This is a genomic window from Pseudomonas sp. NFPP04 (assembly GCF_900113815.1).
GTDB classification, from domain to species: domain Bacteria; phylum Pseudomonadota; class Gammaproteobacteria; order Pseudomonadales; family Pseudomonadaceae; genus Aquipseudomonas; species Aquipseudomonas extremorientalis.
Genome location: NZ_FOQS01000013.1, coordinates 101,215 through 124,981 on the forward strand (window position 1 = coordinate 101,215; position 23,767 = coordinate 124,981).

Consider the following 23,767-nt stretch of genomic DNA (forward strand, 5'->3'; position numbering starts at 1 on the left):
ATACGGGGGATCTACATGGGCCATGAGCTGCTCTCTGTAAGGGCCTGGGGATGGCAACGATGATGAGCAGCACGTTAGGGGCAAAGGGTTCGATGACTGCGGTACATAACTGATCGGAGACGGCCATGCCGATAAAGTCGATTGACAGCAGGCCGTCGGCGCGTTGTTTAATCATGGTCTTTCGTCTTGTTGCGCCTTCCAATCATAAAATCGGAGCTTCAGATGTCTACGCCGTCCAACGTCGTTGAGGGTTCCCGCGTCACGGTCGCTTTCGCTGAACTGGTCGCGCTGTTGCAAGAGGTGTTCGTACGGCACGGTACGTCCCTTGAAGTCGCGGCGATCCTCGCCCACAACTGTGCCAGTGCTGAACGCGATGGCGCCCACAGCCACGGCATTTTCCGTATTCCCGGCTACATCAGCACCCTGGCCAGTGGCTGGGTAAATGGCAAGGCCGTGCCCCAGGTGACCGATGTCGCCTCAGGGTTTGTGCGCGTGGACGCCGCCAACGGCTTTGCCCAGCCGGCGCTCGAAGCCGCACGTCCGCTGCTGGTGGAGAAAGCCCGCAGTGCCGGCATTGCCCTGCTGGCGATCCATAACTCCCACCACTTCGCCGCCCTGTGGCCGGATGTCGAGCCGTTCGCCGAAGAAGGCCTGGTGGCCCTTAGCGTGGTCAACAGCATGACCTGCGTGGTGCCCCATGGCGCCGACCGCCCGTTGTTCGGCACCAACCCCATCGCCTTTGCCGCGCCTCGCGCCGATGGCTTGCCGATTGTGTTCGACCTGGCCACCAGCGCCATCGCCCACGGTGATGTTCAGATCGCTGCGCGCAAAGGCGAGCGCCTGCCGCCGGGCATGGGCGTCGACAGCCTGGGCCAGCCGACCCAGGACCCCAAGGCGATCCTCGAGGGCGGCGCACTCCTGCCGTTTGGCGGGCACAAAGGGTCGGCGTTATCGATGATGGTCGAACTGCTGGCAGCAGCGTTGACCGGCGGCAATTTCTCGTTCGAGTTCAATTGGGCCGATCATCCGGGGGCGCGCACACCCTGGACCGGCCAACTGTTGATCGTGATCGACCCGAGCAAGACCGCCGGGCAAGCGTTTGCCGAGCGCAGCCAGGAGCTGGTGCGGCAGATGCATGCGGTAGGGTTGCGGCGTTTACCGGGGGATCGGCGCCATCGCACACGGGCGAAGTCGCAGGAGCAGGGGATCGAAGTCGATCGCAAAGAGTTGGAGCACTTGCGGGAAATCGCGCAAGGTTGAACAGGGCTGCGCCGCTGGCGCAGCCCCTGTAGCCGCTTAGTTGCGACGACCGAGCAGCAGGCCGACCACCAGGCCAAACCCTGCGGAAATCGCCACGGTCTGCCATGGGTGACCACCGATGTAGGTTTCGGTGGCATCCACCACCGGCTTGCTGCGCTCGCGCACATTGGACACCGAGTCCAGGGCTTGCTTGAGCTTGATGGCGACCTGCTCGCGCAGGGTTTCGCCTTCTTCGCCTACCAGGGAAGCGCTGCTCTTGAGCAGTTTGTCCGATTCTTCGATCAGCGCGGTGAGTTCGCTGAAGGCTTGGTCCTTGATTTGGTCTTCGACGGCTTGGGCAGCGGTTTTGCGGGCCATTGTGTGACTCCTTGCGAGTGAATGTGGCAGTGAACAATGGAGTATTGGCCAGCGGCAAAAGTTGCAGTTTTTTTGCCGCTGCCTGTTCTTGAGCAAAATCCGAATCAGGAAATTTCGACCTACAGTGTAAGATGTCGCCTATTTGTGCAGCAGGTAATTCAACATGAGCTTCAATCTCGCCAACAAGACCCTCGCCGAACGCGCCGAGCTGGAAGATGAAAAGTCCCGCCTCTATGACCTGTGGCAGACCAACCTGGGCAAGGCCAAGGGCGAAGCTGCACGCTTGTTCGGTGAGCGCGCCAAGCGCAAGGGCAAATGGGCCGAATGGGTTCGCGCAGAGCTTGACGGCATGTCGCCGCCGGAGTTTTCCAACATGGTGCGCAGCGAAGTCAACAAGCTGATGGCGGCCAACAAGTAAAGCCCGCCACGATGGCTTCACGCACTTTCAACAACAGCGGATCCAGCTGCGCCTGGGTGCGCCAGCCCAGCTCCACCGGGTAGCGCGGCAGTGCCAGCGGGCAGGGCAATACGCGCAGGCCGGTCATCTCGGCAATGGCCTGGGCCGCATGCCCTGGAATGGTCGCCACAGCTTGGCTGCCCTTGAGCAAAAAGGGCAGTGCGGCAAAGTGGCTGGTCGACGCGCACACCTGGCGGCTCAGGCCCTGCGCCGCCAGGCCTTCATCGGTGATGCCGATAAACCCGCCTGACGACACCAAAATATGCTCACGCGTGACAAACTCGTCCAGGCTGATGTGTGCCTGGTCCGAATCCACCAGGCAACGATAATCACCTTCCCCCAGCACCTGGCGGCTCAGCCTGCCCTGGGCAAAACCGCCGGCGGTGATTGCCAGGTCAAGGGTGCGGTCGAGCAGGGCGCCGGCGACGATCTGGCTGTGGGTCTGACGGAAAATCACCCGCAGTTTGGGCGCACGTTGTGCAATCGCTTCGATCAATCGACGGCCGTAGGCCACCTCGAAATCATCGGATAACCCCAGCACCACTGAGCGGCCCTGATACTGCTGGTTATCCGGGTTGACCATTGCCAGGCTCTGCCGACAGCGGTCCAACGCCTCACTGATCACCGGTTTCAACTGGTTGGCTCGCAACGTCGGCGCCAGGCCGCGCCCGGTACGCACGAACAATTGATCCCCGTACACCTCGCGCAAGCGCCGCAACCCCGCGCTGATCGCCGATTGCGTGACGCCCAGGCGCAAGGCTGCGCGACTGGCACTGGACTCGTCGTGCAACGCTTCGAAGGTTTTCAGCAGGTTGAGATCGACCTGGTCGATATTTGTTTGGCTCATATCATTCAGCACTGAAGTGGGCTTTATTCATGATCGAGGCTGGCGGGAGAATGGGCAACCCCCCTTTACCTGGAGTGATCGTGATGCCTGTTTCTACTGTGGCGGCCCTGCAAATCGGTTCCTTGCCCGGCGGCAAGGGTGAAACCCTGGCGCAAATCCTGAGTTATGAGGACCAGATCCTGCGCAGCGGCGCGCAATTGGTGGTGATGCCTGAAGCGCTGCTGGGTGGTTATCCCAAGGGCGAGGCGTTCGGCACACAGTTGGGTTACCGCCTGCCGGAAGGCCGCGAAGCCTTTGCCCGTTACGTTGCCAATGCCATCGATGTCCCAGGTGTGGAAACCGAGGCGCTGGCCGGCTTGTCCGCACGTACCGGCGCCAGTCTGGTGCTTGGCGTGATCGAGCGCAGTGGCAGCACCCTGTATTGCACCGTGCTGTACTTCGAGCCGGCGGGCGGCCTGGTGGCCAAGCACCGCAAGCTGATGCCCACCGGCACTGAACGGCTGATCTGGGGGAAGGGCGACGGTTCGACACTGCCGGTGATCGACACCGCAGTGGGCCGTGTCGGTGGCGCAGTGTGCTGGGAAAACATGATGCCGCTGCTGCGTACGGCGATGTATGCCAAGGGCGTGCAAGTGTGGTGCGCGCCGACGGTGGATGAGCGCGAGATGTGGCAGGTGAGCATGCGTCATGTGGCTCACGAAGGGCGTTGCTTTGTGGTGAGTGCCTGCCAGGTGCAGGCCTCGCCCGAGGCGTTGGGGGTCGAGATCGCCAACTGGCCGGCAGACCGCCCGTTGATCGCGGGCGGCAGCGTGATTGTCGGGCCGATGGGCGACATTCTCGCCGGGCCGCTGCTGGGAGAAGCCGGGCTGCTGACGGCGCAAATCAATACGGATGACTTGGTACGCGCGCGGTATGACTATGACGTGGTGGGGCATTATGCCCGGCCGGATATCTTCGAGTTGGTGGTGGACGAGCGCGCCAAGCCCGGCGTGCGCTACCTGACGGATTGAGCAAAATCCTGTGGCGAGCGGGCTTGCCCCGCGTTGGGTGGCGAAGCCGCCCTGAAGCCAGCGACCGTTTTTGTCTGACACTGTGTGGAGCCTGGGCTGGGGCTGCTACGCAGCCCAACGCGGGGCACGCCCGCTCGCCACAAGTGAGCCGCGTCAATTACCAGGTGGCGGTATTGGGCAGGTCAAGCGTGCCACGGTCCACAAAGCGCATCGTGCCGAACAGCCCGCCCGCCAGTTTGCCCCGCAGCACGTACGGCAGGTTGTTCAGGCTCTGGGTCTGGCTCAGGCCCAGGGTCTGACGCAACACGGAAAACGCCGAAACACTCACCGGCACCCTCAGGACCGTCTCGGAAAATCGCGGGATGGAGCCGCTCTGGTCACTCACCCCCGACGCCAACGGTCGGCCATTGACCTCCAGGTCCAGGGCCACGCCGTTGTAGTCGATCGCCGTTTCATTGGGGTTCTGCACCCGCAGTTTCACGGCGAAGCGCACTTCCAGGTCCTGGCTTTGCAGGGGCTCGATGCCCACTACGTTGATGTTCACCGGATCACGGTCGGGGAACAGCGCACAGGCGCTCAAGGTCAGCAGCAACAGCGATAGAACCATGAGCCTGCGCATACAAAGGTGCTCCTATTTCGTGACGTCCGGGTCCTGCATCACTTTGAGGGTAGAGGACTCCGGATCAAATTCATCTTCTTCCAGCTCTATGAACTCTTCCGGCAGGAAAATGTTCAGCACGATTGCACAGAAAGCGCCCACGGTGATCGGCGACTCGAAGATGTTGTGCAGCGCCTTGGGCAGCTCGCGCAATACTTCCGGCACGGCAGCGACGCCCAGGCCCATGCCGAGGGAGATCGCCACGATCAGCACATTGCGCCGATGCAACCCGGCTTCGGCAAGGATCTTGATCCCAGCGACGGCCACGGTGCCGAACATGATCAGGGTGGCGCCGCCCAGTACCGGCTTGGGCATCAGTTGCAGCACCGCGCCGATCATCGGGAACAGCCCCAGCAGCACCAGCAGGCCGGCAATGAAGTACGCCACGTAGCGGCTGGCTACGCCGGTCAACTGGATCACCCCGTTGTTCTGGGCGAAGGTCACCATCGGCAGGCTGTTGAAGGTGGCGGCCATCGCCGAATTGAGACCGTCGGCCAGCAGGCCGGACTTGATGCGCTTGATATACAGCGGGCCCTTGACCGGCTGTTGGGAAATCATCGAGTTGGCCGTCAGGTCACCGGCTGCTTCCAGCGGCGAGATCAGGAAGATCACCGCCACCGGGATAAACGCCACCCAGTCGAACGAGAACCCGTACTTGAACGGCACCGGCACACTGATCAACGGCACCTCAGGCAGCGCCGCCATGTCCACGCGGCCCAGCAGCCAGGCCACGACGAAGCCCAGGGTCAGGCCGATCACGATCGAACCCAGGCGCAGGAAGGGGTTATTGAAGCGGTTGAGCACCACGATGGTCAGCAGCACCAGCGCCGCCAGGCCCATGTTGCTCGCCGCGCCGAGGTCGCTGGCGCCAAACCCGCCGGCCATGTCAGTAACCGCCACCTTGATCAGCGACAAGCCCATCAGCGTGATGATGGTGCCGGTGACCACCGGGGTGATCAGCTTGCGCAGCTTGCCGATGAACTGGCTGAGCACCACCTCGATAAACGCGGCGAAAAAGCAGATGCCAAAGATCGTCGAGAGGATTTCGTCAGTGCCGCCGCCCCGGGCCTTGACCATGAAGCCCGCGCTGAGAATCACGCTGATAAACGAAAAACTGGTGCCCTGCAGACACAACAGCCCCGAGCCGATCGGGCCGAAGGTGCGTGCCTGCACAAAGGTGCCGAGCCCCGACACGAACAGCGCCATGCTCACCAGGTATGGCACTTCGCTTTCCAGGCCCAGCACGCCGCCGACGATCAGGGTGGGGGTGATGATCCCGACGAAACTCGCCAGCACATGCTGCAGCGCGGCAAATAGGGCGGCGGTGAAGTGCGGGCGGTCTTCCAGGCCGTAGATCAGGTCGGATTTATAGCGGGGGCGCGGGGCTTGAGCGTCAGACAAAATGCGGGCTCGGGTCAGAAAATGGAGGCGCAGGATGCCAGAAACTGCCTGTCGTCAGAAGTGTAAAAAAATATTTATAAAGCCCCTGCGGGAAACCGCAGCGCCTGCCGATAGCGTGGTCAGGCCCACATACTAATGACAACGGTGGTGACCAAGGTCTGGGCAGTGCGTTGACGCTGACAGATCGTTTCGCGGCAGGGACGCGCGCAGACACTACTTTTGAGAGCTCCCCCATGTCCATCCGTAATCTGAATATCGCTCCTCGCGCTTCTCTCGGTTTCGCGTTTATTGCTGTGTTAGTGGTTGTATTGGGGGTATTTGCGGTCAACCGTATGACGCTGATCCGCCAGGCCTCGGTGGACATGAGTACCAATCAACTGCCAAGCGTGACGTCACTGTCGGTGATCACCGAAAACGTGCTGCGTATGCGCATCCTTTCGTTCCGCGTGCTGGTCAACCGTGAGCCTGCCGGCCTTCAGGAAGCTGAAGTGCGTATCGGCGTGCTGGCCGACAAGGTGAAGACTGCCCAGGCCAGTTACGCAGCCTTGCCTGCCGGGCCCGAGGAGGCCGCCCTGTACAAGGTATTCACGACCACCCTGGAAAACTATCTCAAGGCTCAGGCCGAGATGCTGGCGCTGTCCAGGCAGAACAAGGTCGATGAGATGCGCACCCTGATCAATACGCGGATCAAGGACGGCACCGACCAGATGGGCGAACAGCTGAACAAGCTGATCGCCATCAACGCGGCGGATGCCAAGCAAGCCAACGAGGAAGCCGGGCAAAACTACAGCAGTGCCATCACTGGCGCTATTGTCGTTTCGGTTGCCGCCGCATTGCTCACGGTATTGCTGGCCTGGCTGCTGACCCGCAGCATCGTTGCGCCCTTGCGCAAAGCCGTGGAGGTGGCCGAAACTATTGCTGGTGGCAACCTGACCAAGACCATTGAAGACGACGGCAAGGACGAACCGGCGCGCTTGCTCAACGCCTTGTCGACCATGCAAGGCAACCTGCGCCAGACCATCCAGCACATTGCCGGGTCGGCCACCCAGCTGGCGTCTGCCGCTGAAGAGCTGAGTGCGGTCACCGAGGAAGCCTCCAAGGGCCTGCAACAACAGAATAATGAAATCGACCAGGCCGCCACGGCGGTCAACGAGATGACTGCGGCGGTGGAAGAAGTGGCGCGCAACGCGGTGTCCACTTCCGAGGCGTCGACCCAGTCCAACCAGGCGGCGCGGGAAGGGCGCGACCGCGTGGTGGAAACCGTCGGCGCGATCCAGACCATGACCCAGGACGTGCAGAACACTGCCGCGATGATCGAAGGCCTGGCCACCCAAGGCCGGGACATTGGCAAGGTGCTGGACGTGATCCGCGCGATTGCCGAACAGACCAACCTGCTGGCGCTTAACGCTGCCATCGAAGCGGCACGTGCCGGTGAGGCTGGGCGTGGCTTTGCGGTGGTGGCCGACGAAGTGCGGGCATTGGCCCACCGCACGGCGCAGTCGACCCAGGAGATCGAGAAAATGGTCGCCGGTATCCAGAACGGCACCGGTGAAGCCGTGCAGTCCATGCAGCAGAGCAACCAGCGCACCCAGGACACCCTGGAAATGGCCCGCGCCGCCGGGGTGGCCCTGGAGCAGATCACCCAGTCCATCAGCCTGATCAACGAACGCAACCTGGTGATCGCCAGCGCCTCGGAAGAACAGGCCCAGGTGTCCCGCGAAGTGGACCGCAACCTGGTCAATATCCGTGACCTGGCGACCCAGTCGGCGGCGGGTGCCAACCAGACCAGCGCGGCCAGCCATGAGCTGTCGCGGTTGGCGGTGGACCTGAATGGGATGGTGGCCAGGTTCGTTATTTAGCTGGCTGAAATGTGATTTAAATGTGGGAGGGGGCTTGCCCCCGATCTGGGTGGATCAGTTATAGATAAGTCGACTGATACACCGCCATCGGGGGCAAGCCCCCTCCCACATTTGTTCTGTGTTGTGTCAGCGCTACTGTTTCCAGGCGCCTGGGTTCACCAGGTTTTTCGGTTTTTCACCCGCCAACGCCTGCAACAGATTATCCACTGCACATTTGGCCATGGCTTCCCGCGTCTCATGGGTGGCCGAGCCGATATGCGGCGTGGCCACCACATTGTTCAAGCGTAACAACGGCGAGCCATGATCCAGCGGCTCCTGCTCGAACACATCCAGCCCCGCCGCTCGAATCGTGCGTTGTTGCAACGCCTGCACCAGTGCCGCCTCATCCACCACCTTGCCCCGCGAGATATTGATAAAGATCGTCTCCGCGCCCATCAGTGCGAATTGTTCGGCGCCAATCAACTTCTCGGTTTCAGCGGTGAGTGGCAGCGTCAGGCAGACAAAGTCGGCCTGTTGCAGCAATTCGTTCAAGCTGCGGTACTGCGCGCCAAAACGGGCCTCCACCGCAGGCTTGGGCGAATGGCTGTGGTAGATCACCGGCATGCCGAAGCCAAAATGCCCGCGCTGGGCCAACGCTTCGCCAATGCGGCCCATGCCGATGATGCCGAGGGTCTTGCCATGCACGTCGCTGCCGAAATGCGCCGGGCCGATGTTTTTGCTCCACTGGCCTGCGCGCACCATGTCGGCCAGTTCGACCACACGGCGCGCGGTGGCCAGGATCAGCGCAAAACCGGTGTCGGCGGTGGTCTCGGTGAGCACATCCGGGGTGTTGCTGAGCAGGATGCCGCGCTCGGTGAGGTAGTCGATATCATAGTTGTCGACGCCCACCGACACGCTCGCCACCGCCTCCAGTCGTGGCGCCAGGTCCAGCAGCCTGGCGTCCAGGCGCAGGCTTGCGCCCAACAGGCCGTGGGCGCCGGGCAGGGCGGCGCGCAACTTGGCCAGGCCGGTCTCGTCCAACGCTTCGATCAGCGTGATCTCGGCCTGTTCATGCAGGCGGGCCATCAACGGTGCCGAGAGTTTCTTGTACAACACGACAGACTTTTTCATGCGGTCTTTACCTTCAATTCCGGGTTGGGCGCCGGCGTACGGTCACTGGCGCCGGGCTTGAGAAAAATCGTCAGCACCACCGACAGCAGCAACGCGCCGCTCATCAGCAGGTAAGAGGCGCCGGGCGAACCGGTGCTGCTATTGAGATAGCCCACCAGGTACGAGCCGCCGAATGAACCCAGGGCGCCCATGCTGTTGATCAGTGCCATGGCGCCCCCGGCGACGTTGGCCGGGAGAATTTCCGGGACGATGGCGAAAAACGGTCCGTACGGCGCATACATGCACGCGCCGGCAATGACCAGCAGGGTGTAGGACCACCAGAAGTGTTCGGCGCCGAGCACGTAGGACGCATAGAAAGCAATCGAAGCAATCAGCAACGGCGGCCATACGAAGCGCTTGCGTTTTTGCAGCTTGTCCGAGCCCCAGGACACCACCAGCATGCCGATCACCGCCGCCAGGTAAGGCAGCGCCGACAGCCAGCCGGCTTCGACCATGTCCATCTGCAAGCCTTGCTTGAGGATCGACGGCAGCCACAGTACAAAGCCATACACGCCGATGCTCCAGCAAAAGAACTGCAGCGCCAGGATGATCACCTTGGGCGAGCGGAACGCTTCGGCATAGTTCTTCACCGCCTTGATCCCGACTTGCTCGGCGGCCAGCGCGGTTTCCAGGTCCTGTTTCTCGGCGTCGCTCAGCCACTTGGCATCCTTTGGACGCTCATCGGCCAGCTTCCACCAGATAAACGCCCACAGCACGGCCGGCAGGCCTTCGATGATAAACATCCAGCGCCAGCTGAAATGCTGCACCAGATAGCCCGACACCACTGACATCCACAGCATGGTCACCGGGTTGCCGAGGATCAGGAACGTATTGGCGCGCGAGCGCTCGGCACGGGTGAACCAGTGGCACAGGTACACCAGCATCGCCGGCATCACGGCGGCTTCGACCACGCCGAGCATGAAGCGAATCACGATCAGCATGTAGGCGTTGGACACCACGCCGGTCAGGGTGGCCAGGCCGCCCCACAGGATCAGGCTGACGAAGATCAGCTTCTTGACGCTACGCTTCTGCGCATAGATCGCCCCCGGCACCTGGAAGAAAAAGTAGCCGAGGAAGAACAGCGCCCCCAGCAACGACGACATGCCGGGGGTGATCATCAGGTCTTCGGCCATCCCGGAGGCGGCGGCGAAGCCATAGTTGGCGCGGTCCAGGTACGCCAGGCTGTAGGTGATAAAAACGATGGGCATGATGTACCACCAACGGCGGGTGGCGAGTTTCACGGTGTCCATGGGGTTGCTCCTGAGCTTGTTGTAGTTGTGGCAACAGGGAATGGGTCAGGCAACGGATCGAATCGGTAACTCTGAACGGGTGGGCAAGCCTTCCATATCGCCACGGCTCTGCACGGCGCGGCTGCCGATCCAGTTGCCGCGCTGCACCGCCTCGGGAAAGCTGAGGTTTTCCAGCAGGGCGCTGATCATGCCCACGGCAAAACCGTCGCCGGCGCCAACGGTGTCGACCACCTTGTCCACCCGCACGGCGGCGACGAAGCCCTGGTCCATCTGGGTGCGGTAATAGGCGCCGTCCGGGCCAAGCTTGATCGCCACGGCTTCGGCGCCTTGGTCGAGGTAGAACGCGGCGATATCGGCCGGGTCATCGAAGCCGGTCAGCAGGCGACCTTCGCCCAGACCCGGCAGGACCCAATCGGCCAGGCCAGCGAGGGCGTTGATTTCACGGATCATCGTCTGTTGGTTGGCCCACAGCGATGGGCGCAGGTTGGGATCGAACGACACGCTGCGCCCGGCCTTGCGCATCTGGGTCATCAGCTCGGCGGACAACTCGCGGGTGGCGGCGGACAACGCTGGCGGAATGCCGGTGGCATGCAGATGGCGGGCTTGCAGCAGGGCAGGGCTGATGGCTGCGACGGACAAGTGGCTGGCTGCCGAGCCTTTGCGGAAATACTCGACCTGAGGGTCATCACCCGTTTCTTCACGGGACTTGAGCTGAAAGCCGGTGGGGTGCAACGGGTCGACCGCCACATGCCGGCAGTCCAGGCCTTCTTTGTTCAAGGTATCGACCACAAAGCGCCCAAGGGAGTCATTGCCGACCCGGCTCAGCCAGGCCACGTTGAAGCCCAGGCGTGACAGGCCAATGGCGACGTTGCTGTCCGCCCCGGCAATGCGCTTGTGAAACTGCGCCACTTGCGCCAGGTCGCCGGTCTGTTCGGCGACGAACATCGCCATGGTCTCACCAAACGACAGGATATCGATCTCAGACATGGGCATTCTCCACACGCGGTTGGCCAAGGATGGCGAGGGCGGCAATGTGCCGGGTGGTGACCTCGACCAGGTCATCGCCTTGCAGCGGGAATTCCACCGCCCGGGTAATCCCTTGAGTCATATGCTTGAGCAGTTGTTCCCACAGATGCAGGTCGGTGGCGCCCGGCGGCACAGCGACCAGCTTGCCGTCAGGGCGCCGGGCCACGGCCTTGCAGTGCAGGTAATCCACATGCCGGCCCAGCAGGCGTGCGGCGGTGAGGGCGGATTGGTCTTGCCATTGCCAGTTGCCGATATCGAAGGTCATCTTCACCGGCAGGCCCAGGCGCTCCACTTCGCTGAAGAAACGTTGCATCGGCTCGATGCGACCGCCGTGCAGGGTCTGGTCGTTTTCCACCAGCAATGTCACCGGGTGGCGGTTGAGCAGGGCGTGCAGGCTGTCCAGGTCGTTGGTGTCGGTGAAGTAGCCGAGGGAGACTTTCAGCCAGCGTGAGCCAAACGCCTGCGCCCGATCCAGGGTGGCCGCGAGTTCGGCATTCGCTTGGGCGCGGCCGGCGACCCACAGTTCCAAAGGCGATGAGAACACCGACTTCAAATCCTGTTGCGCTGCTGCCTGGGCCAGTTCGGTGGGCTGTTCGTCCGTTAAAAGCTCTTCGCGCCACTCGATGCACTGGGCGCCGGCGGCGGCGAGGACTTCGACGAAACTAAGCTGGCCCTGCTGACGTACCAGCTCGGCGCCGTAGCTGGAAAGGCTGATGGAGACGGGGTATTTATGCATTGTTGTTTACCTCTGAAACCGGTTTCATTTTTGTTCAAAATTTTTTAGAGGTGCCGGGTCGAGCCACGGACGATCAGCTCGGGCAGGAAATCCAGGGTACGTGTTGGCTCGGTATCGCCGCGCAAGCGCTTAAGCAGGCAATCGAATGCCGTTGCACCGATGGATGCGGTCGGCTGGGCGAGGGCGGTAATACCCGTGCCTACCAGCGGGTACCAGTCCAGGTCATCCAGGGCGATCAGGCCGATGTCGTCGAACAGGTTGCAACCCAGGTTCTTCAATGCACGGGTGCAGGCCAGCGCCGCGACGCCGTTGGCACAGAACAGTGCCTTGGGGCCAGGTTTGGCAAGAAAGGTGTGCAGGTGTTGTTGCAGTGTTTCATCCAACGCCAGCACAGCGCCGGTCAATGCCGGGCGGCTGGCGATTTCAGCCTTGAAACTGTCCAGGCGCTCCAGGCGCGAACTGGTGCCATCGGTGGCTTCACTGACCATCAGCACATCGCGGTAACCCTGTCGCTCCAGATGTTCTACAGCCATACGCACCGCCGCCGGGTTGTCCAGGCCAACCAGGTCGCTGCGCAGCGGCTCGACCTTGCGGTCCACCAGCACCAGCGGCATTTCCCGTTGCAGTTCCAGCAACTGGTCCAAGTGATGGCCGAGGGTGTTCACGATCAGCCCTTCGATGTTGTACGAACGCAACGCTGCCAAGTGCTGGCGTTCTTGCTCGTCGTCACGGTCGGTGTTGCATACCACCAGGCTGTAGCCGTGTTGACGGCAAGCGGTTTCGACACCGTGCATCACGGCAATGGAATAGGGGTTGCGGATATCGGCCACCAGCATGCCGATCAGGCGCGTGCGCCCGCGTTTCAAGCCGCGGGCCATCTGGTTGGGGTGGTAGCCGAGTTCGTCAATGGCCTGTTCGATGCGCAGGGCGATGGCATCGGAGAGCAGGGCACGGTCGTCGCCGATAAAGCGCGAGACGCTGGCTTTGGAGACGCCGGCGTGTTGGGCCACGTCGAGCATGGTCACGCGGCTGCGCTGGGCGGCGGAAAAGTTGTTCACGGTCATCGACCTTCTTTTCTTATTGGAATGACTGAAACCGGTTTCAAGAAAACACTAAACCAGCAAAGTCGTCAAGAAGATGCAGGGCAAGGCCAGATGATCGGTACGTTCAGACCAGCACACCCAACCAGGTCGCGGCCAATAGCAGCAGGGCCATACACTGGTTGAAACGTTGCATGGCCGTGGCCGAACGAAACACCCGTGAGGCGCCGGCCCCTATCAGCGCCCAAGTGCCCAGGCAAGGTATCGATATCAGGAAAAACACCAGGGACAACTGCACCACCTGGCTTTGGCGCTCGGCACCCTGACCGGCAAATATACTCACCACCGCGAGCGCCATCATCCAGGTTTTCGGGTTGATCAATTGCAGGCTGGCTGCGCCAATCAGGCCGAGGGGCTTTTCGCGGGTATTCACTTCGATGGCTTGAGCGGGTGCTCTGAAGATCTGCCAGGCCAAGTAGCTCAGCCAGGCGACGCCGGTCAATTGCATGGCCGTTTGCACCTTGGGCAAATGCACCAGGGATTGGCCCATGCCGGTTCCCACTAGCAATACAAGGCCGGCAGCCCCGGCGCAGGCGCCGAAAATAATGGGCAACGCGGCTCTCAAGCCATACTGCGCGCTGTTACTCAGCACCAGGATATTGGTAGGGCCTGGTGTGATCGAGGCGACAAAGGCAAACAACATGAACGGCAACATGGCAGGTGACTCCGACAAACCGAAAGATGGCGTCGATCTTCCCGGGCCGGTATGTCATCTGTCTGGAAGATTTGAGCAGCGTTTGCGGTAGGCGGCGGGCGTCAGACCGTAGGCACGCATGAACCAGCGGCCCAAGTGGCTCTGGTCGGCAAAGCCCAGGGCAATCGCGACATCGGCGGGTTGCTCGCCCTTGGCCAGCAAGTGCCGGGCGTGGGCCAGGCGCAGTTGCACCAGATACGCGTGGGGTGGCAAACCAAATGCGCTCTTGAACGCACGGGTCAGGCGGAAACGGTCGACGCCGCAGGCCAGGGCCAGTTCGTCCATGCCCACATCGACGTGCAGATGAGCGTGCAGGTATTCCCGCGCCTTGTGCGCAACCAGTGGCAATCGCGGGTCTTCGCGGTAGCGGATGCGCCAGTAGAGTTGGCCGGTGAGGCGCTCCAACAGATGGTCCATGGCGCGCTGGCGCACGATGCGCAGTTCGCCGGCGTGCAGGGTCTGGAAAGCTTGAGTGGTGGCGATGGCCAGGCGCGGGTCGCTGGTCAAGGTATTGGCGAAACTCAGTTGGCTATCGAGTGGTGCCTCTTCAAACACCGCGCTCACCTCCCGCGCCAACCACTGTGGGTCGAGGTAGAGCATGTGGTAGGTAAAGCCGTCTGCGGTGGGTGCGTCGCCGTCATGCAGTTCGCCGGGCTCCACCAGGAACACCTGGCCGGGCACGCTGTTGTGGCGGGTACGGCGACAGTTGAATTGCTGCACGCCTTGCTCGGTCACGCCGATCAGGTAGCTGTCGTGCCAATGCGGATCGTAGGCGTGGCCTTCGAAATGCGCGCGCAGGGTCTCGATGCCGGTGTCGGCGTCCTGGGACAGGTCGATCCAATTGTGCGCGGCCATAAAACACCGAGGCGGAATAGGTGAGGTAATTAGCGCCCAGCTGGGCATAAGCGTCTAGAAGGTTTGTGCAGCCTCAACCGAATAAGCCAGCGGCGATATTGATCGAGAACCCCAGGATCGCCGTGTTGAACAGAAACCCGATCAATGATTGACCCAGCACTACCTTGCGCATGCCTCGGGTGGCAACCCCGACATCAGAGGTCTGCACCGCCACGCCGATGGTGAAGGAAAAGTACAGGAAGTCCCAATAGTTGGGGGTCTGCAAACCTTCGGCAAAGCGCAGCGCCGGCTCCTTGCCGTCCCAGGTGTAATAAAGGCGCGCGTAATGCACGCTGAAGATCACCCCGATCAGCAACCACGAACCGATCACTGTCAGCCCGGTGAAACCGTAGTGCAGCAGGCGTTCCGAGGTGGCCAGGTCTTTGCTGCCCACCAGTTCGAAGGTGATGGTTGCCAGGCTGGCGAGAGCGGCGATGCACACCGTGAACAGCACCAGCCCGGCATTTTCATCTTCGATTTCGGCGATGCGCTTCACATCCTCGGCCTTGGCCCGCCGGGTCAGCCATAGCATCAGTACCAGGTAGGTCCAGACCCCGGCATTCCAGCCGATGAGGATTTTGCTGACGACGGTGTCTGCCGGCGCCAGGATGCCCACGGCAATACCCAGCACGGCGGCGGCGGAGAGGCGAGGGTGGGTGCGGGCGAGGAACGGCATGGCGGCTCACAATGAAATGTCTCTGCGAGCACCATAGCGCATTCTTTAGTCCCTGACTGACTGCGTCGAACACTCCTTTTTGTCAGTTGCACGTCCTGGCCATCAAACATGGCGGTTACAGCCGTGCTTATTCAACGTGACGGATGGCGCCGTCCCTGAGTTTGACTGCGGGGTAGTGCGCGACAGGAACCAAGATGGCTTCAAACGTCGCATCAAGCATTTTACGTGTAGGGTCCCACACGAAGGTTATGCTTCCGCTACCGGCATGGCGGGTAGGATAGCCGTACCGTTCGTAGGTGAGCTGCGAAGGGTTGCCAGGACCAACCGGTATGGCTGTTCCACCATTCCCAGGGTTATTGACCGTGATGATGAATTCTCCGGCTGAGTTTCCAGTGCCCGGTGCCTCAATACGCAGCAATTGGCTCGTATGGATTACTGTTAAGTCTTCGCTGACAAAAAAACTGTTTCCAATGCCTACCGCCAGGTACCCGTTGGAAAGCAGTAAGCCTGAGTGTTCGCTCATGGGAAGCTTCTCTTTACTGATCGTTCGGATTGAACAAAGGCACACTAAAACGAAAAAGAACCCTGCGAAACTGTCAACATTGACAGTTTGTAAGGGCTCTTTTCAGTGGGCTTGCGTCGGTTGACGTCAATCAGTCGCGGCGCTTTTTAACCAACTTCATCACCACCACAAAAAACACCGGCACAAACACCACCGCCAGCGTCGCCGTGATCATGCCGCCAATCACGCCGGTACCAATCGCTTGCTGGCTGGCGGAACTGGCGCCGGTGGCAATCGCCAACGGCACCACGCCGAGGATGAACGCCAGCGAGGTCATGATGATCGGTCGCAAGCGCAAGCGCGCAGCCTTCAGGGTGGCGCTCATCAGGTCTTCACCCTGGTCGTACAGGTCCTTGGCGAATTCGATGATCAGGATCGCGTTCTTCGCCGACAGGCCGATGATGGTGATCAGGCCCACTTTGAAGAACACATCGTTGGGCATCCCCCGCAACGCCACGGCCAGTACCGCGCCGAGCACGCCGAGCGGCACCACCAGCAACACCGAGGTGGGGATCGACCAGCTTTCATACAGCGCTGCCAGGCACAGGAATACGATCAGCAGCGACAAGCCCAGCAGTATCGGGGCCTGGGAGCCGGACAGACGTTCCTGCAACGACAACCCGGTCCATTCCTGGCCCAGGCCGGCGGGCAATTGGCTGACCAGGCGCTGGATCTCGTCCATGGCCTCACCGGTACTGTGTCCCGGAGCGGCTTCGCCGGAAATCGCGATGGCCGGGTAGCCGTTGTAGCGGGTCAACTGGGTCGGGCCCTGGGTCCATCTGGCTTCGACAAAGGCGGACAGTGGCACCATCTTGCCGGCGTTGTTGCGCACGTTGATTTTCATCAAGTCCGCCACCTGGCTGCGTTGGTCACCTTCGGCCTGCACCACCACCCGCTGCATGCGGCCCTGGTTGGGGAAGTCGTTGATATAGGCCGAACCGACGGCCGAGGACAGCACATTGCCGACGTCGGCAAACGACACGCCCAACGCATTGGCCTGTTTGCGGTCCACTTCAAGCTGCACTTGCGGTGCTTCGGCCAGGGCGCTTTCGCGCACGTTGGCCAGGATCGGGCTTTTCGCGGCGGCGGCCAGCAACTCGGTACGCGCGGCCATCAACGCGGCATGGCCCACGCCACCGCGGTCCTGCAGGCGGAACTCGAAGCCGCTGGAGGTGCCCAGGCCGTCCACTGGCGGCGGCAGGATGGCGTAGGCGACCGCATCTTTCAGTTCGCTGAAGGCCATGTTGGCGCGGTCGGCAATCGACGATGCGGAGTCATCGCTGCTGCGCTGCGACCAATCCTTGAGCGTGGTAAACGCCAACGCTGCGTTCTGCCCCGAACCGGAGAAGCTGAAACCCATGATCATGGTGGTATCACCCACCCCAGGCTCTTCGGCGTTGTGCGCTTCGATCTGCTCGGCCACCTGCACCGTGCGGTTCTTGCTCGCACCCGGCGGCAACTGGATGTCGGTGATGGTGTAGCCCTGGTCTTCCACCGGCAGGAACGAGGAGGGCAGGCGGCTGAACATCCAGCCCAGGCCCACCAGCAATACCAGGTAGATCAGCAGGTAACGGCCACTGCGCTTGAGGGCATAGGCCACCCAGCCTTCATAGCGGTCGGTGAGGCTTTCAAAACGCTGGTTGAACCAGCCGAAGAAACCGCCCTTGGCATGGTGCTCGCCCTTGGGGATCGGCTTGAGCAAGGTGGCGCACAGGGCCGGGGTCAAGGTCAGGGCGAGAAACGCCGAGAACAGGATCGAGGTGGCCATCGACAGCGAGAATTGCTGGTAGATCACCCCCACCGAACCGGCCATGAACGCCATCGGCAGGAACACCGCCACCAGCACCAGGGTGATGCCGATGATGGCGCCGGTGATCTGGCCCATGGCTTTTTTCGTCGCTTCCTTGGGCGACAGGCCCTCGGTGGCCATGATGCGCTCGACGTTTTCCACCACCACAATCGCGTCGTCCACCAGAATGCCGATAGCCAGCACCATGCCGAACATGGTCAGCACGTTGATCGAAAAGCCCAGCAGCAACATGGTGGCAAAAGTGCCCATCAGCGCAATCGGCACCACCAGCGTCGGGATCAGCGTATAGCGCACGTTTTGCAGGAACAGGAACATCACCGCGAACACCAGCGCCATTGCCTCAAGCAGGGTGTAGACCACCTTGGTGATCGAAACCTTGACGAACGGCGAGGTGTCGTACGGGATCTTGTATTCCACATTGGCCGGGAAATAGCGCGACAGCTCGTCCATCTTGGCTCGCACCAGGGTGGCGGTGCTCAACGCGTTGGCGCCGGGCGACAGCTGTACGCTGACGGCGGTGGAGGGCTTGCCGTTGAGGCGCGTGGAGAACTGGTATTCCTGGCTGCCGACTTCCACCCGCGCCACATCGCCGATGCGCACGGTGGAGCCGTCCGGGTTGGCCTTGAGCACGATGTCGGCGAACTCGGTCGGCGTCGACAACTGGCCCTTGACCAGGATCGCCGCGGTGATTTCCTGGGTATTGGTACCCGGCAAGTCACCGATGCTGCCCGCCGAGACCTGGGCGTTCTGCGCGCTGATCGCCGCGTTCACATCGGCCGGCGTGAGGTTGAAACCGATCAGCTTCTGCGGGTCGATCCAGATCCGCATGGCACGCTCGGCGCCGTACAGCTGGGCCTTGCCCACACCGTCCAGGCGCTTGAGCTCGTTCATCACGTTACGCGCCAGGTAGTCGCTGAGCGCCACGTCATCGAGCTTGCCGTCGTTGGACGTGAGGGTCACCAGCAGCAGGAAGCCGGCGGAGACTTTCTCCACCTGCAAGCCTTGCTGGGTAACGGCTTGCGGCAGGCGCGGCTCGACCGCTTTGAGGCGGTTTTGCACATCGACCTGGGCCATTTCCGGGTTGGTGCCCGGTTGGAAGGTGGCGGTGATGGTGGCCGAACCCAGGCTGCTCTGGGATTCGAAATACAACAGGTGATCGGCGCCGTTGAGCTCCTGCTCGATCAGGCTCACCACGCTTTCGTCCAGGGTCTGCGCCGACGCACCGGGGTACACCGCGTAGATCTCTACTTTCGGCGGCGCGACGTTGGGGTACTGCGCCACCGGCAACTGCGGGATGGCCAGCAAGCCGGCCAGCAGGATAAACAGGGCGACCACCCAGGCGAAGATCGGGCGGTCAATAAAGAACTGCGGCATGGCGGGTTATTCCTTTACGAGCGGGCTGTCGTCCACTTCAACTTTTTCACCGGGGCGCGCGTGCTGCAGGCCTTCGACGATGATGCGGTCACCGGCTTTGAGACCGCTGCTGACGATCCAGCGATCGTTGACCACCGCGCCCAACTCCACCGGCTGCTGGCTCACGGTCTGCTCGGCGTCCAGCAGCAAGACCATCGGGATACCGGCGCTGTCACGGGTGATGGCGCGTTGCGGCACGCTGATGCCTTGCTTGTCGACGGCTTGCTCCAGGCGCACCCGTACAAAGCTGCCGGGCAGCAGGTCGAGGTCCGGGTTGGGGAACTCGCTGCGCAGGATGATCTGCCCGGTACCCGGGTCGACGCTGATCTCGGCGAACAGCAACTTGCCCGGCAGTGGGTACAGGCTGCCGTCGTCCTCGATCAGGGTGGCCTTGGCCTGGTCCTGGCCGACTTGCTTCAGGCTGCCGGCACGGAAGGCGCGGCGCAGGTCGTTCAGCTCGCGGTTGGACTGGGTCAGGTCGGCATGGATCGGGTCCAGTTGCTGGATGATCGCCAGCGGCGTGGCCTCGTTCTGCCCGACCAGCGCGCCTTCCGTCACCAGCGCCCGGCCGATGCGCCCGGAAATCGGCGCGGTCACAGTGGCGTAACCCAGGTTCAAGCGGGCGCGTTCCACGGCTGCCTTGTTGGCGGCGACTTCGGCGTTGGTCTGGCGTACGGCGGCGCGGGCGTTGTCGTAGTCCTGGCCGCTGATGGCGTTGCCTTCCACCAATTGGCTGTAGCGCTGCTCCTGCAGGCGCGCCTTGAACGCATCCGCCTCGGCCTTGCTCAGGTTGGCCTGGGCGCTGTCGAGGTCGGCCTTGAAGGGCGCGGGGTCGATGCGAAACAGCACGTCACCCTGTTTCACGTCATGGCCTTCCTTGAACACCCGTTGCATCACCACGCCAGCAACCCTTGCGCGCACTTCGGCGATGCGCGGCGCGGCAATGCGCCCGCTCAGTTCGCTGCTGATCGACAGGGGCTTGGCTTCCAGGGTTTCGATGCGCACTTTGGCCAGGGGCATTTGCGGCGCTTCGGCGGCGGAGTCGCCACACGCGCTCAGGGCCAGGGTGAGGGCCAGCAGGCAAAATGGCGCAAACAGATTCTTCGACATGCTCTTATCCCAATATTGACTGGCGCATCCTAAAGTCACCTGCGCCGTGGTGCTGTGAAGCTGTGTAGCGGGTCTGTGAAGAAATGTAAGGTGCGGCGCGCGGGGCGCCGGGGGCGTATATCCTTGCACAATCCTGCAAACATGGAGATGCCATGTGGGAGGGGGCTTGCCCCCGATAGGGGTGTATCAGTCGAAATACGCTTCACTGAGCCACCGCTATCGAGGGCAAGCCCCCTCCCACATGGGATTTGTGTACGACCAACAACTGTATTTTCTGGAAACACCTTTATGCCCAACATCCTTCTGGTGGAAGACGACGCCGCACTCTCCGAGCTGATTGCCAGCTACCTGGAACGCAATGGCTACCACGTCAATGTGCTCAGCCGTGGCGACCATGTCCGTGAGCGCGCACGCCTGAACCCGCCGGACCTGGTGATCCTCGACCTGATGCTGCCCGGCCTCGACGGCCTGCAGGTGTGCCGCCTGCTGCGTGCCGACTCGGCGGGCCTGCCGATCCTGATGCTCACCGCCCGCGATGACAGCCACGACCAGGTGCTGGGCCTGGAAATGGGCGCCGACGACTACGTGACCAAGCCCTGCGAGCCACGTGTACTGCTCGCCCGCGTCCGCACCTTGCTGCGTCGCAGCAGCCTGTCCGAGCCCCAGGTGGCCAACGACCAGATCATCATGGGCAACCTGTGCATCGACCTGTCGGAGCGCACCGTGACCTGGCGCGATCTGGCGGTGGAGTTGTCCAGCGGCGAATACAACCTGCTGGTGGTGCTGGCGCGGCATGCCGGTGAAGTGCTCAGCCGCGACCAGATCCTGCAACGCCTGCGCGGCATCGAGTTCAACGGCACCGACCGCTCGGTGGACGTGGCCATCTCCAAGCTGCGTCGCAAGTTCGACGACAACGCCGGCGAGGCGCGCAAGATCAAGACGGTGTGGGGCAAGGGCTACCTGTTCAGCCGTTCCGAGTGGGAATGCTGAGCCATGTTTCGTGTATTGCTGCGCCTCTACCTGATCACCATCGTCACCTACAGCCTGGCGATCTATTTGATCCCTTCGTTGGTGATCCAGCTGTTCGAACACCGCTACATGAACTACAACATCGAGCAGACCCGCGGCCAGCAAAAGCTGATCGTCAAGCAATATCAGCGGGCGCCGGTAGAGCGTTGGTCACAGGTGACCGAGCAATTGGGCCGCGATTTTGCGCCGCTGAAAGTGCAATTGCTGTTGCGCCAGGACGCCAGCTACACCCCGGCGGAAGAACAGCTGCTGGAGCAGGGCAAGTCGGTGGTGCGCCTGGGCGAATGGGGCTGGATGGAGCAGATCAGCTCGCCGATCAATGAGCAATTCGTGGTCAAGCTGACCATTCCGCCCGACCCGATGGACATGAACGTGCTGTATTGGGCGATCAACGTGCTGATTGTCGCCGCGCTGCTGGCCTGCCTGCTCATATGGCTGCGTCCGCACTGGCGCGACCTGGAACGCCTGAAAAGCACCGCCGGGCAACTGGGCCAGGGTAACCTGGCCGAACGCACCGGTCTTCCGGCCAGCTCCAGCATCGGCAGCCTGGCGTCGGTGTTCGACGCCATGGCCGACGACATCGAGCACCTGCTCAACCAGCAACGCGATCTGCTCAACGCCGTTTCCCATGAACTGCGCACACCGCTCACGCGCCTGGATTTCGGCCTGGCCCTGGCGTTGTCCGAAGATTTGCCCGAGGCCAGCCGCGAACGCCTGCACGGCCTGGTGGCACATATCCGCGAGCTGGATGAACTGGTGTTGGAGCTACTGTCCTACAGCCGCCTGCAAAACCCGGCGCAACTGCCGGAGCGGGTCGAGGTGGTGCTCGATGAGTTTATCGACAGCGTGCTGGGCAGCGTCGACGACGAACTGGAAAATCCCGAGATCGTCATCGATGTCGCGCTCGACTGCGCCGTGGAGCGCTTCAGCCTCGACCCGCGCCTCACCGCCCGCGCTTTGCAAAACCTGCTGCGCAACGCCACACGTTACTGCGACAAGCGCATTCAGGTCGGCGTAAAGGTCTGCGCCAAGGGGTGTGAAATCTGGGTGGACGATGATGGCATCGGCATCCCGCTTGACCAGCGTGAACGCATCTTCGAACCGTTCTACCGCCTGGACCGCAGCCGTGATCGCGCCACCGGCGGTTTCGGCCTGGGCCTGGCCATCAGCCGGCGCGCCCTGGAAGCCCAGGGCGGCACCTTGACGGCGTTGGCGTCGCCATTGGGTGGTGCGCGGTTCCGGTTGTGGTTGCCCAGCGCCGGCTGATCAGAGCACCTTGACCGCACGGCCGATCGCCTGGATCGGCCCGGTGGGCTTGCCGGTCGGCGAGCCCTGTGAGTCTTCCAGGGTCAGTTCGAACAGCTGGTTCTGTGTCAGCGGCGGCAGTTGGTCCAGCGGCACTGACAGTGTCTGGCCCGGCTTGACCAGCCCCAGGGACACCGGCCCCTGCCAGCCATCACCTTTGGTCCAGAACTGCAGGGCCTTGTCGCCCGGCACGTCCATCACGCCCAATGGAATCAATTGGATCTGCTGGTCATTGCTGGCCTGGATCACCCAGCCCGGCGCCTGGCTTTGCGGGGCGACCAACACGACCACAAAGCTGGGTTCAAGGACGGGCGGACGCGTCAGCAGCAGCGCGGCGAGGACCAGCGTGGTGACCATCCCGGCACCGGCCAGGCTGCGCCATACGGCGAGCAGGTTCCACCAGGGGGTGCGGGCACTTGCCGTGTGGCGCTCGATGCGTCGCCATAATTCAGCGGAGGGGGGCACGGGCTCCGCCAAGGCGGTCAGCGGCAACAGACGCTGCTCCCAGGCGTCCACTGCGGCACGCAGTTCGGCGTCGTGCTGGAGACGTTGTTCCACCTCGGCGCGCTGTTCGCCGGGCAGAGTGCCCAGCACGTATTCGCCGGCCAGTTCGTCCAGAGGGTTGCTCATGCCATGCACTCCCGCAGCGCGGCGAGGCTACGTTTGATCCAGGCTTTGACGGTCCCCAGCGGGGCGTCCAGTTTCCGGGCGATTTCGCTGTGGGAAAAACCGTCGACATAGGCATGCAGGATGCACGTGCGACGGGTCGGGTCGAGCTGCTCCAGGCAGGTGTGGACTTGCCCGGAGCGTGTGCTGAATTCAACAGTGTCGGTGGCTGCGACCTGCTCGTATTCATCGGCCAGCGGCACTTCACGGTAGTGGTTGCGAACCACATTGAGCGCCAGGTGCCGGGTCACGCTGAACACCCAGCCACGGGCCGAACCGCGGCTGGGGTCGAAACTGCCGGCACCACGCCAGATATTGATGAACGCGTCGTGCACGATGTCTTCGGCCAGCGCTTTTTCGCGCACGATGCGCAAAGCCACGCCGAGCAAGCGACTGCTGTCCTGCTCGTAGAGCTGGCGCAAGGCGCGTTGCTCGCCGCGGGCGCAGGCCCGCAGGCAAGCTTCGTAATCAAACACGTGGTGCTCCCCCCCAACGATC

General features: G+C 62.3%; 23 protein-coding genes. 6 read left to right on the forward strand and 17 right to left on the reverse strand.

Going from position 1 to position 23,767, the window contains the following annotated elements:
* Positions 1–222: 222 nt before the first annotated feature.
* On the forward strand, positions 223–1,260 hold the full coding sequence (locus BM017_RS23675; protein ID WP_092248985.1) for an Ldh family oxidoreductase: 1,038 nt from the start codon (positions 223–225) through the stop codon (positions 1,258–1,260).
* A 36-nt stretch (positions 1,261–1,296) separates the two neighbouring features.
* On the opposite strand, the gene BM017_RS23680 is transcribed toward BM017_RS23675, so the two are convergent.
* Positions 1,297–1,617, reverse strand: coding sequence for an ElaB/YgaM/YqjD family protein (locus BM017_RS23680; protein ID WP_016979401.1), 321 nt, complete (start codon positions 1,615–1,617; stop codon positions 1,297–1,299).
* Between the two features lie 163 nt (positions 1,618–1,780).
* Between BM017_RS23680 and BM017_RS23685 the strand changes: the two genes are divergently transcribed.
* Positions 1,781–2,035, forward strand: coding sequence for a hypothetical protein (locus BM017_RS23685; RefSeq protein WP_058424873.1), 255 nt, complete (start codon positions 1,781–1,783; stop codon positions 2,033–2,035).
* Here BM017_RS23685 and BM017_RS23690 read toward each other — a convergent pair.
* Entirely contained in the window at positions 2,007–2,921 is a 915-nt protein-coding gene (locus BM017_RS23690; protein WP_092248988.1) for a LysR family transcriptional regulator, read from the reverse strand. The genes BM017_RS23685 and BM017_RS23690 overlap by 29 nt on opposite strands.
* 83 nt (positions 2,922–3,004) lie before the next feature.
* Between BM017_RS23690 and BM017_RS23695 the strand changes: the two genes are divergently transcribed.
* The gene (locus BM017_RS23695) at positions 3,005–3,931 is read left to right on the forward strand and encodes a carbon-nitrogen hydrolase family protein (RefSeq protein ID WP_092248992.1); all 927 of its coding nucleotides are present in this window, start codon (positions 3,005–3,007) and stop codon (positions 3,929–3,931) included.
* 157 nt (positions 3,932–4,088) lie between these two features.
* Here BM017_RS23695 and BM017_RS23700 read toward each other — a convergent pair whose 3' ends face one another.
* Together BM017_RS23700 and BM017_RS23705 are read right to left on the reverse strand one after the other, a co-directional pair.
* A complete protein-coding gene (locus tag BM017_RS23700; protein ID WP_092248995.1) occupies positions 4,089–4,550 on the reverse strand; it encodes an LEA/WHy family protein in 462 nt (153 codons plus the stop codon).
* A 12-nt stretch (positions 4,551–4,562) separates the two neighbouring features.
* Positions 4,563–5,990 (reverse strand): nucleobase:cation symporter-2 family protein, encoded by a 1,428-nt coding sequence (locus BM017_RS23705; protein ID WP_092248998.1) that lies wholly within the window; start codon positions 5,988–5,990, stop codon positions 4,563–4,565.
* 233 nt (positions 5,991–6,223) lie between these two features.
* Here BM017_RS23705 and BM017_RS23710 point away from each other — a divergent pair, with 233 nt between their 5' ends.
* Positions 6,224–7,849, forward strand: a complete 1,626-nt coding sequence (locus tag BM017_RS23710) for a methyl-accepting chemotaxis protein (RefSeq protein ID WP_092249001.1) — start codon at positions 6,224–6,226, stop codon at positions 7,847–7,849.
* A 132-nt stretch (positions 7,850–7,981) separates the two neighbouring features.
* Here BM017_RS23710 and BM017_RS23715 read toward each other — a convergent pair whose 3' ends face one another.
* The 11 genes from BM017_RS23715 to BM017_RS23765 form a co-directional block, all read right to left on the reverse strand.
* Positions 7,982–8,959 (reverse strand): NAD(P)-dependent oxidoreductase, encoded by a 978-nt coding sequence (locus tag BM017_RS23715; protein WP_092249003.1) that lies wholly within the window; start codon positions 8,957–8,959, stop codon positions 7,982–7,984.
* On the reverse strand, positions 8,956–10,248 hold the full coding sequence (locus tag BM017_RS23720) for an MFS transporter (RefSeq protein WP_071490628.1): 1,293 nt from the start codon (positions 10,246–10,248) through the stop codon (positions 8,956–8,958). The genes BM017_RS23715 and BM017_RS23720 overlap by 4 nt, the downstream gene beginning before the upstream one ends.
* Positions 10,249–10,293: 45 nt before the next feature.
* Positions 10,294–11,235, reverse strand: coding sequence for a sugar kinase (locus BM017_RS23725; RefSeq protein WP_092249006.1), 942 nt, complete (start codon positions 11,233–11,235; stop codon positions 10,294–10,296).
* Entirely contained in the window at positions 11,228–12,010 is a 783-nt protein-coding gene (locus BM017_RS23730; RefSeq protein WP_092249009.1) for a sugar phosphate isomerase/epimerase family protein, read from the reverse strand. The genes BM017_RS23725 and BM017_RS23730 overlap by 8 nt, the downstream gene beginning before the upstream one ends.
* 44 nt (positions 12,011–12,054) lie before the next feature.
* Positions 12,055–13,068 (reverse strand): LacI family DNA-binding transcriptional regulator, encoded by a 1,014-nt coding sequence (locus tag BM017_RS23735; protein WP_092249139.1) that lies wholly within the window; start codon positions 13,066–13,068, stop codon positions 12,055–12,057.
* 109 nt (positions 13,069–13,177) lie between these two features.
* Positions 13,178–13,765 carry a LysE family translocator gene (locus tag BM017_RS23740; RefSeq protein ID WP_092249012.1) on the reverse strand — a complete coding sequence of 196 codons (588 nt, stop codon included), beginning with the start codon at positions 13,763–13,765 and terminating at the stop codon, positions 13,178–13,180.
* A 54-nt stretch (positions 13,766–13,819) separates the two neighbouring features.
* A complete protein-coding gene (locus BM017_RS23745; RefSeq protein WP_092249015.1) occupies positions 13,820–14,659 on the reverse strand; it encodes an AraC family transcriptional regulator in 840 nt (279 codons plus the stop codon).
* Positions 14,660–14,732: 73 nt separating this feature from the next.
* Positions 14,733–15,374, reverse strand: coding sequence for a DUF1345 domain-containing protein (locus BM017_RS23750; RefSeq protein ID WP_078048145.1), 642 nt, complete (start codon positions 15,372–15,374; stop codon positions 14,733–14,735).
* A 127-nt stretch (positions 15,375–15,501) separates the two neighbouring features.
* Positions 15,502–15,897, reverse strand: coding sequence for a hypothetical protein (locus BM017_RS23755; protein WP_092249018.1), 396 nt, complete (start codon positions 15,895–15,897; stop codon positions 15,502–15,504).
* 130 nt (positions 15,898–16,027) lie between these two features.
* Positions 16,028–19,120 carry an efflux RND transporter permease subunit gene (locus BM017_RS23760; protein WP_092249020.1) on the reverse strand — a complete coding sequence of 1,031 codons (3,093 nt, stop codon included), beginning with the start codon at positions 19,118–19,120 and terminating at the stop codon, positions 16,028–16,030.
* 6 nt (positions 19,121–19,126) lie between these two features.
* Complete coding sequence (locus BM017_RS23765) at positions 19,127–20,269, reverse strand: efflux RND transporter periplasmic adaptor subunit (protein ID WP_058424858.1); 1,143 nt, start codon at positions 20,267–20,269, stop codon at positions 19,127–19,129.
* A gap of 288 nt (positions 20,270–20,557) precedes the next feature.
* Between BM017_RS23765 and BM017_RS23770 the strand changes: the two genes are divergently transcribed.
* Positions 20,558–21,259, forward strand: coding sequence for a response regulator (locus BM017_RS23770; RefSeq protein ID WP_092249023.1), 702 nt, complete (start codon positions 20,558–20,560; stop codon positions 21,257–21,259).
* A gap of 3 nt (positions 21,260–21,262) precedes the next feature.
* Positions 21,263–22,564 carry an ATP-binding protein gene (locus BM017_RS23775; protein WP_092249025.1) on the forward strand — a complete coding sequence of 434 codons (1,302 nt, stop codon included), beginning with the start codon at positions 21,263–21,265 and terminating at the stop codon, positions 22,562–22,564.
* Here the strand turns inward: BM017_RS23775 and BM017_RS23780 are convergent, their stop codons facing one another.
* Positions 22,565–23,233, reverse strand: a complete 669-nt coding sequence (locus BM017_RS23780) for an anti-sigma factor (RefSeq protein WP_092249028.1) — start codon at positions 23,231–23,233, stop codon at positions 22,565–22,567. It abuts the gene before it with no gap.
* Entirely contained in the window at positions 23,230–23,745 is a 516-nt protein-coding gene (locus tag BM017_RS23785) for a sigma-70 family RNA polymerase sigma factor (protein ID WP_092249030.1), read from the reverse strand. The genes BM017_RS23780 and BM017_RS23785 overlap by 4 nt, the downstream gene beginning before the upstream one ends.
* Positions 23,746–23,767: the final 22 nt, after the last annotated feature.

Coding starts and splice junctions, on each gene's coding strand:
- BM017_RS23770 (WP_092249023.1), top strand. CDS start 20,558: ATGCCCAACATCCTTCTGGTGGAAGACGACGCCGCACTCTCCGAGCTG.
- BM017_RS23675 (WP_092248985.1), top strand. CDS start 223: ATGTCTACGCCGTCCAACGTCGTTGAGGGTTCCCGCGTCACGGTCGCT.
- BM017_RS23725 (WP_092249006.1), bottom strand. CDS start 11,235: ATGTCTGAGATCGATATCCTGTCGTTTGGTGAGACCATGGCGATGTTC.
- BM017_RS23760 (WP_092249020.1), bottom strand. CDS start 19,120: ATGCCGCAGTTCTTTATTGACCGCCCGATCTTCGCCTGGGTGGTCGCC.
- BM017_RS23740 (WP_092249012.1), bottom strand. CDS start 13,765: ATGTTGCCGTTCATGTTGTTTGCCTTTGTCGCCTCGATCACACCAGGC.
- BM017_RS23745 (WP_092249015.1), bottom strand. CDS start 14,659: ATGGCCGCGCACAATTGGATCGACCTGTCCCAGGACGCCGACACCGGC.
- BM017_RS23730 (WP_092249009.1), bottom strand. CDS start 12,010: ATGCATAAATACCCCGTCTCCATCAGCCTTTCCAGCTACGGCGCCGAG.
- BM017_RS23710 (WP_092249001.1), top strand. CDS start 6,224: ATGTCCATCCGTAATCTGAATATCGCTCCTCGCGCTTCTCTCGGTTTC.
- BM017_RS23720 (WP_071490628.1), bottom strand. CDS start 10,248: ATGGACACCGTGAAACTCGCCACCCGCCGTTGGTGGTACATCATGCCC.
- BM017_RS23685 (WP_058424873.1), top strand. CDS start 1,781: ATGAGCTTCAATCTCGCCAACAAGACCCTCGCCGAACGCGCCGAGCTG.
- BM017_RS23765 (WP_058424858.1), bottom strand. CDS start 20,269: ATGTCGAAGAATCTGTTTGCGCCATTTTGCCTGCTGGCCCTCACCCTG.
- BM017_RS23715 (WP_092249003.1), bottom strand. CDS start 8,959: ATGAAAAAGTCTGTCGTGTTGTACAAGAAACTCTCGGCACCGTTGATG.
- BM017_RS23680 (WP_016979401.1), bottom strand. CDS start 1,617: ATGGCCCGCAAAACCGCTGCCCAAGCCGTCGAAGACCAAATCAAGGAC.
- BM017_RS23695 (WP_092248992.1), top strand. CDS start 3,005: ATGCCTGTTTCTACTGTGGCGGCCCTGCAAATCGGTTCCTTGCCCGGC.
- BM017_RS23700 (WP_092248995.1), bottom strand. CDS start 4,550: ATGCGCAGGCTCATGGTTCTATCGCTGTTGCTGCTGACCTTGAGCGCC.
- BM017_RS23775 (WP_092249025.1), top strand. CDS start 21,263: ATGTTTCGTGTATTGCTGCGCCTCTACCTGATCACCATCGTCACCTAC.
- BM017_RS23750 (WP_078048145.1), bottom strand. CDS start 15,374: ATGCCGTTCCTCGCCCGCACCCACCCTCGCCTCTCCGCCGCCGCCGTG.
- BM017_RS23755 (WP_092249018.1), bottom strand. CDS start 15,897: ATGAGCGAACACTCAGGCTTACTGCTTTCCAACGGGTACCTGGCGGTA.
- BM017_RS23780 (WP_092249028.1), bottom strand. CDS start 23,233: ATGAGCAACCCTCTGGACGAACTGGCCGGCGAATACGTGCTGGGCACT.
- BM017_RS23690 (WP_092248988.1), bottom strand. CDS start 2,921: ATGAGCCAAACAAATATCGACCAGGTCGATCTCAACCTGCTGAAAACC.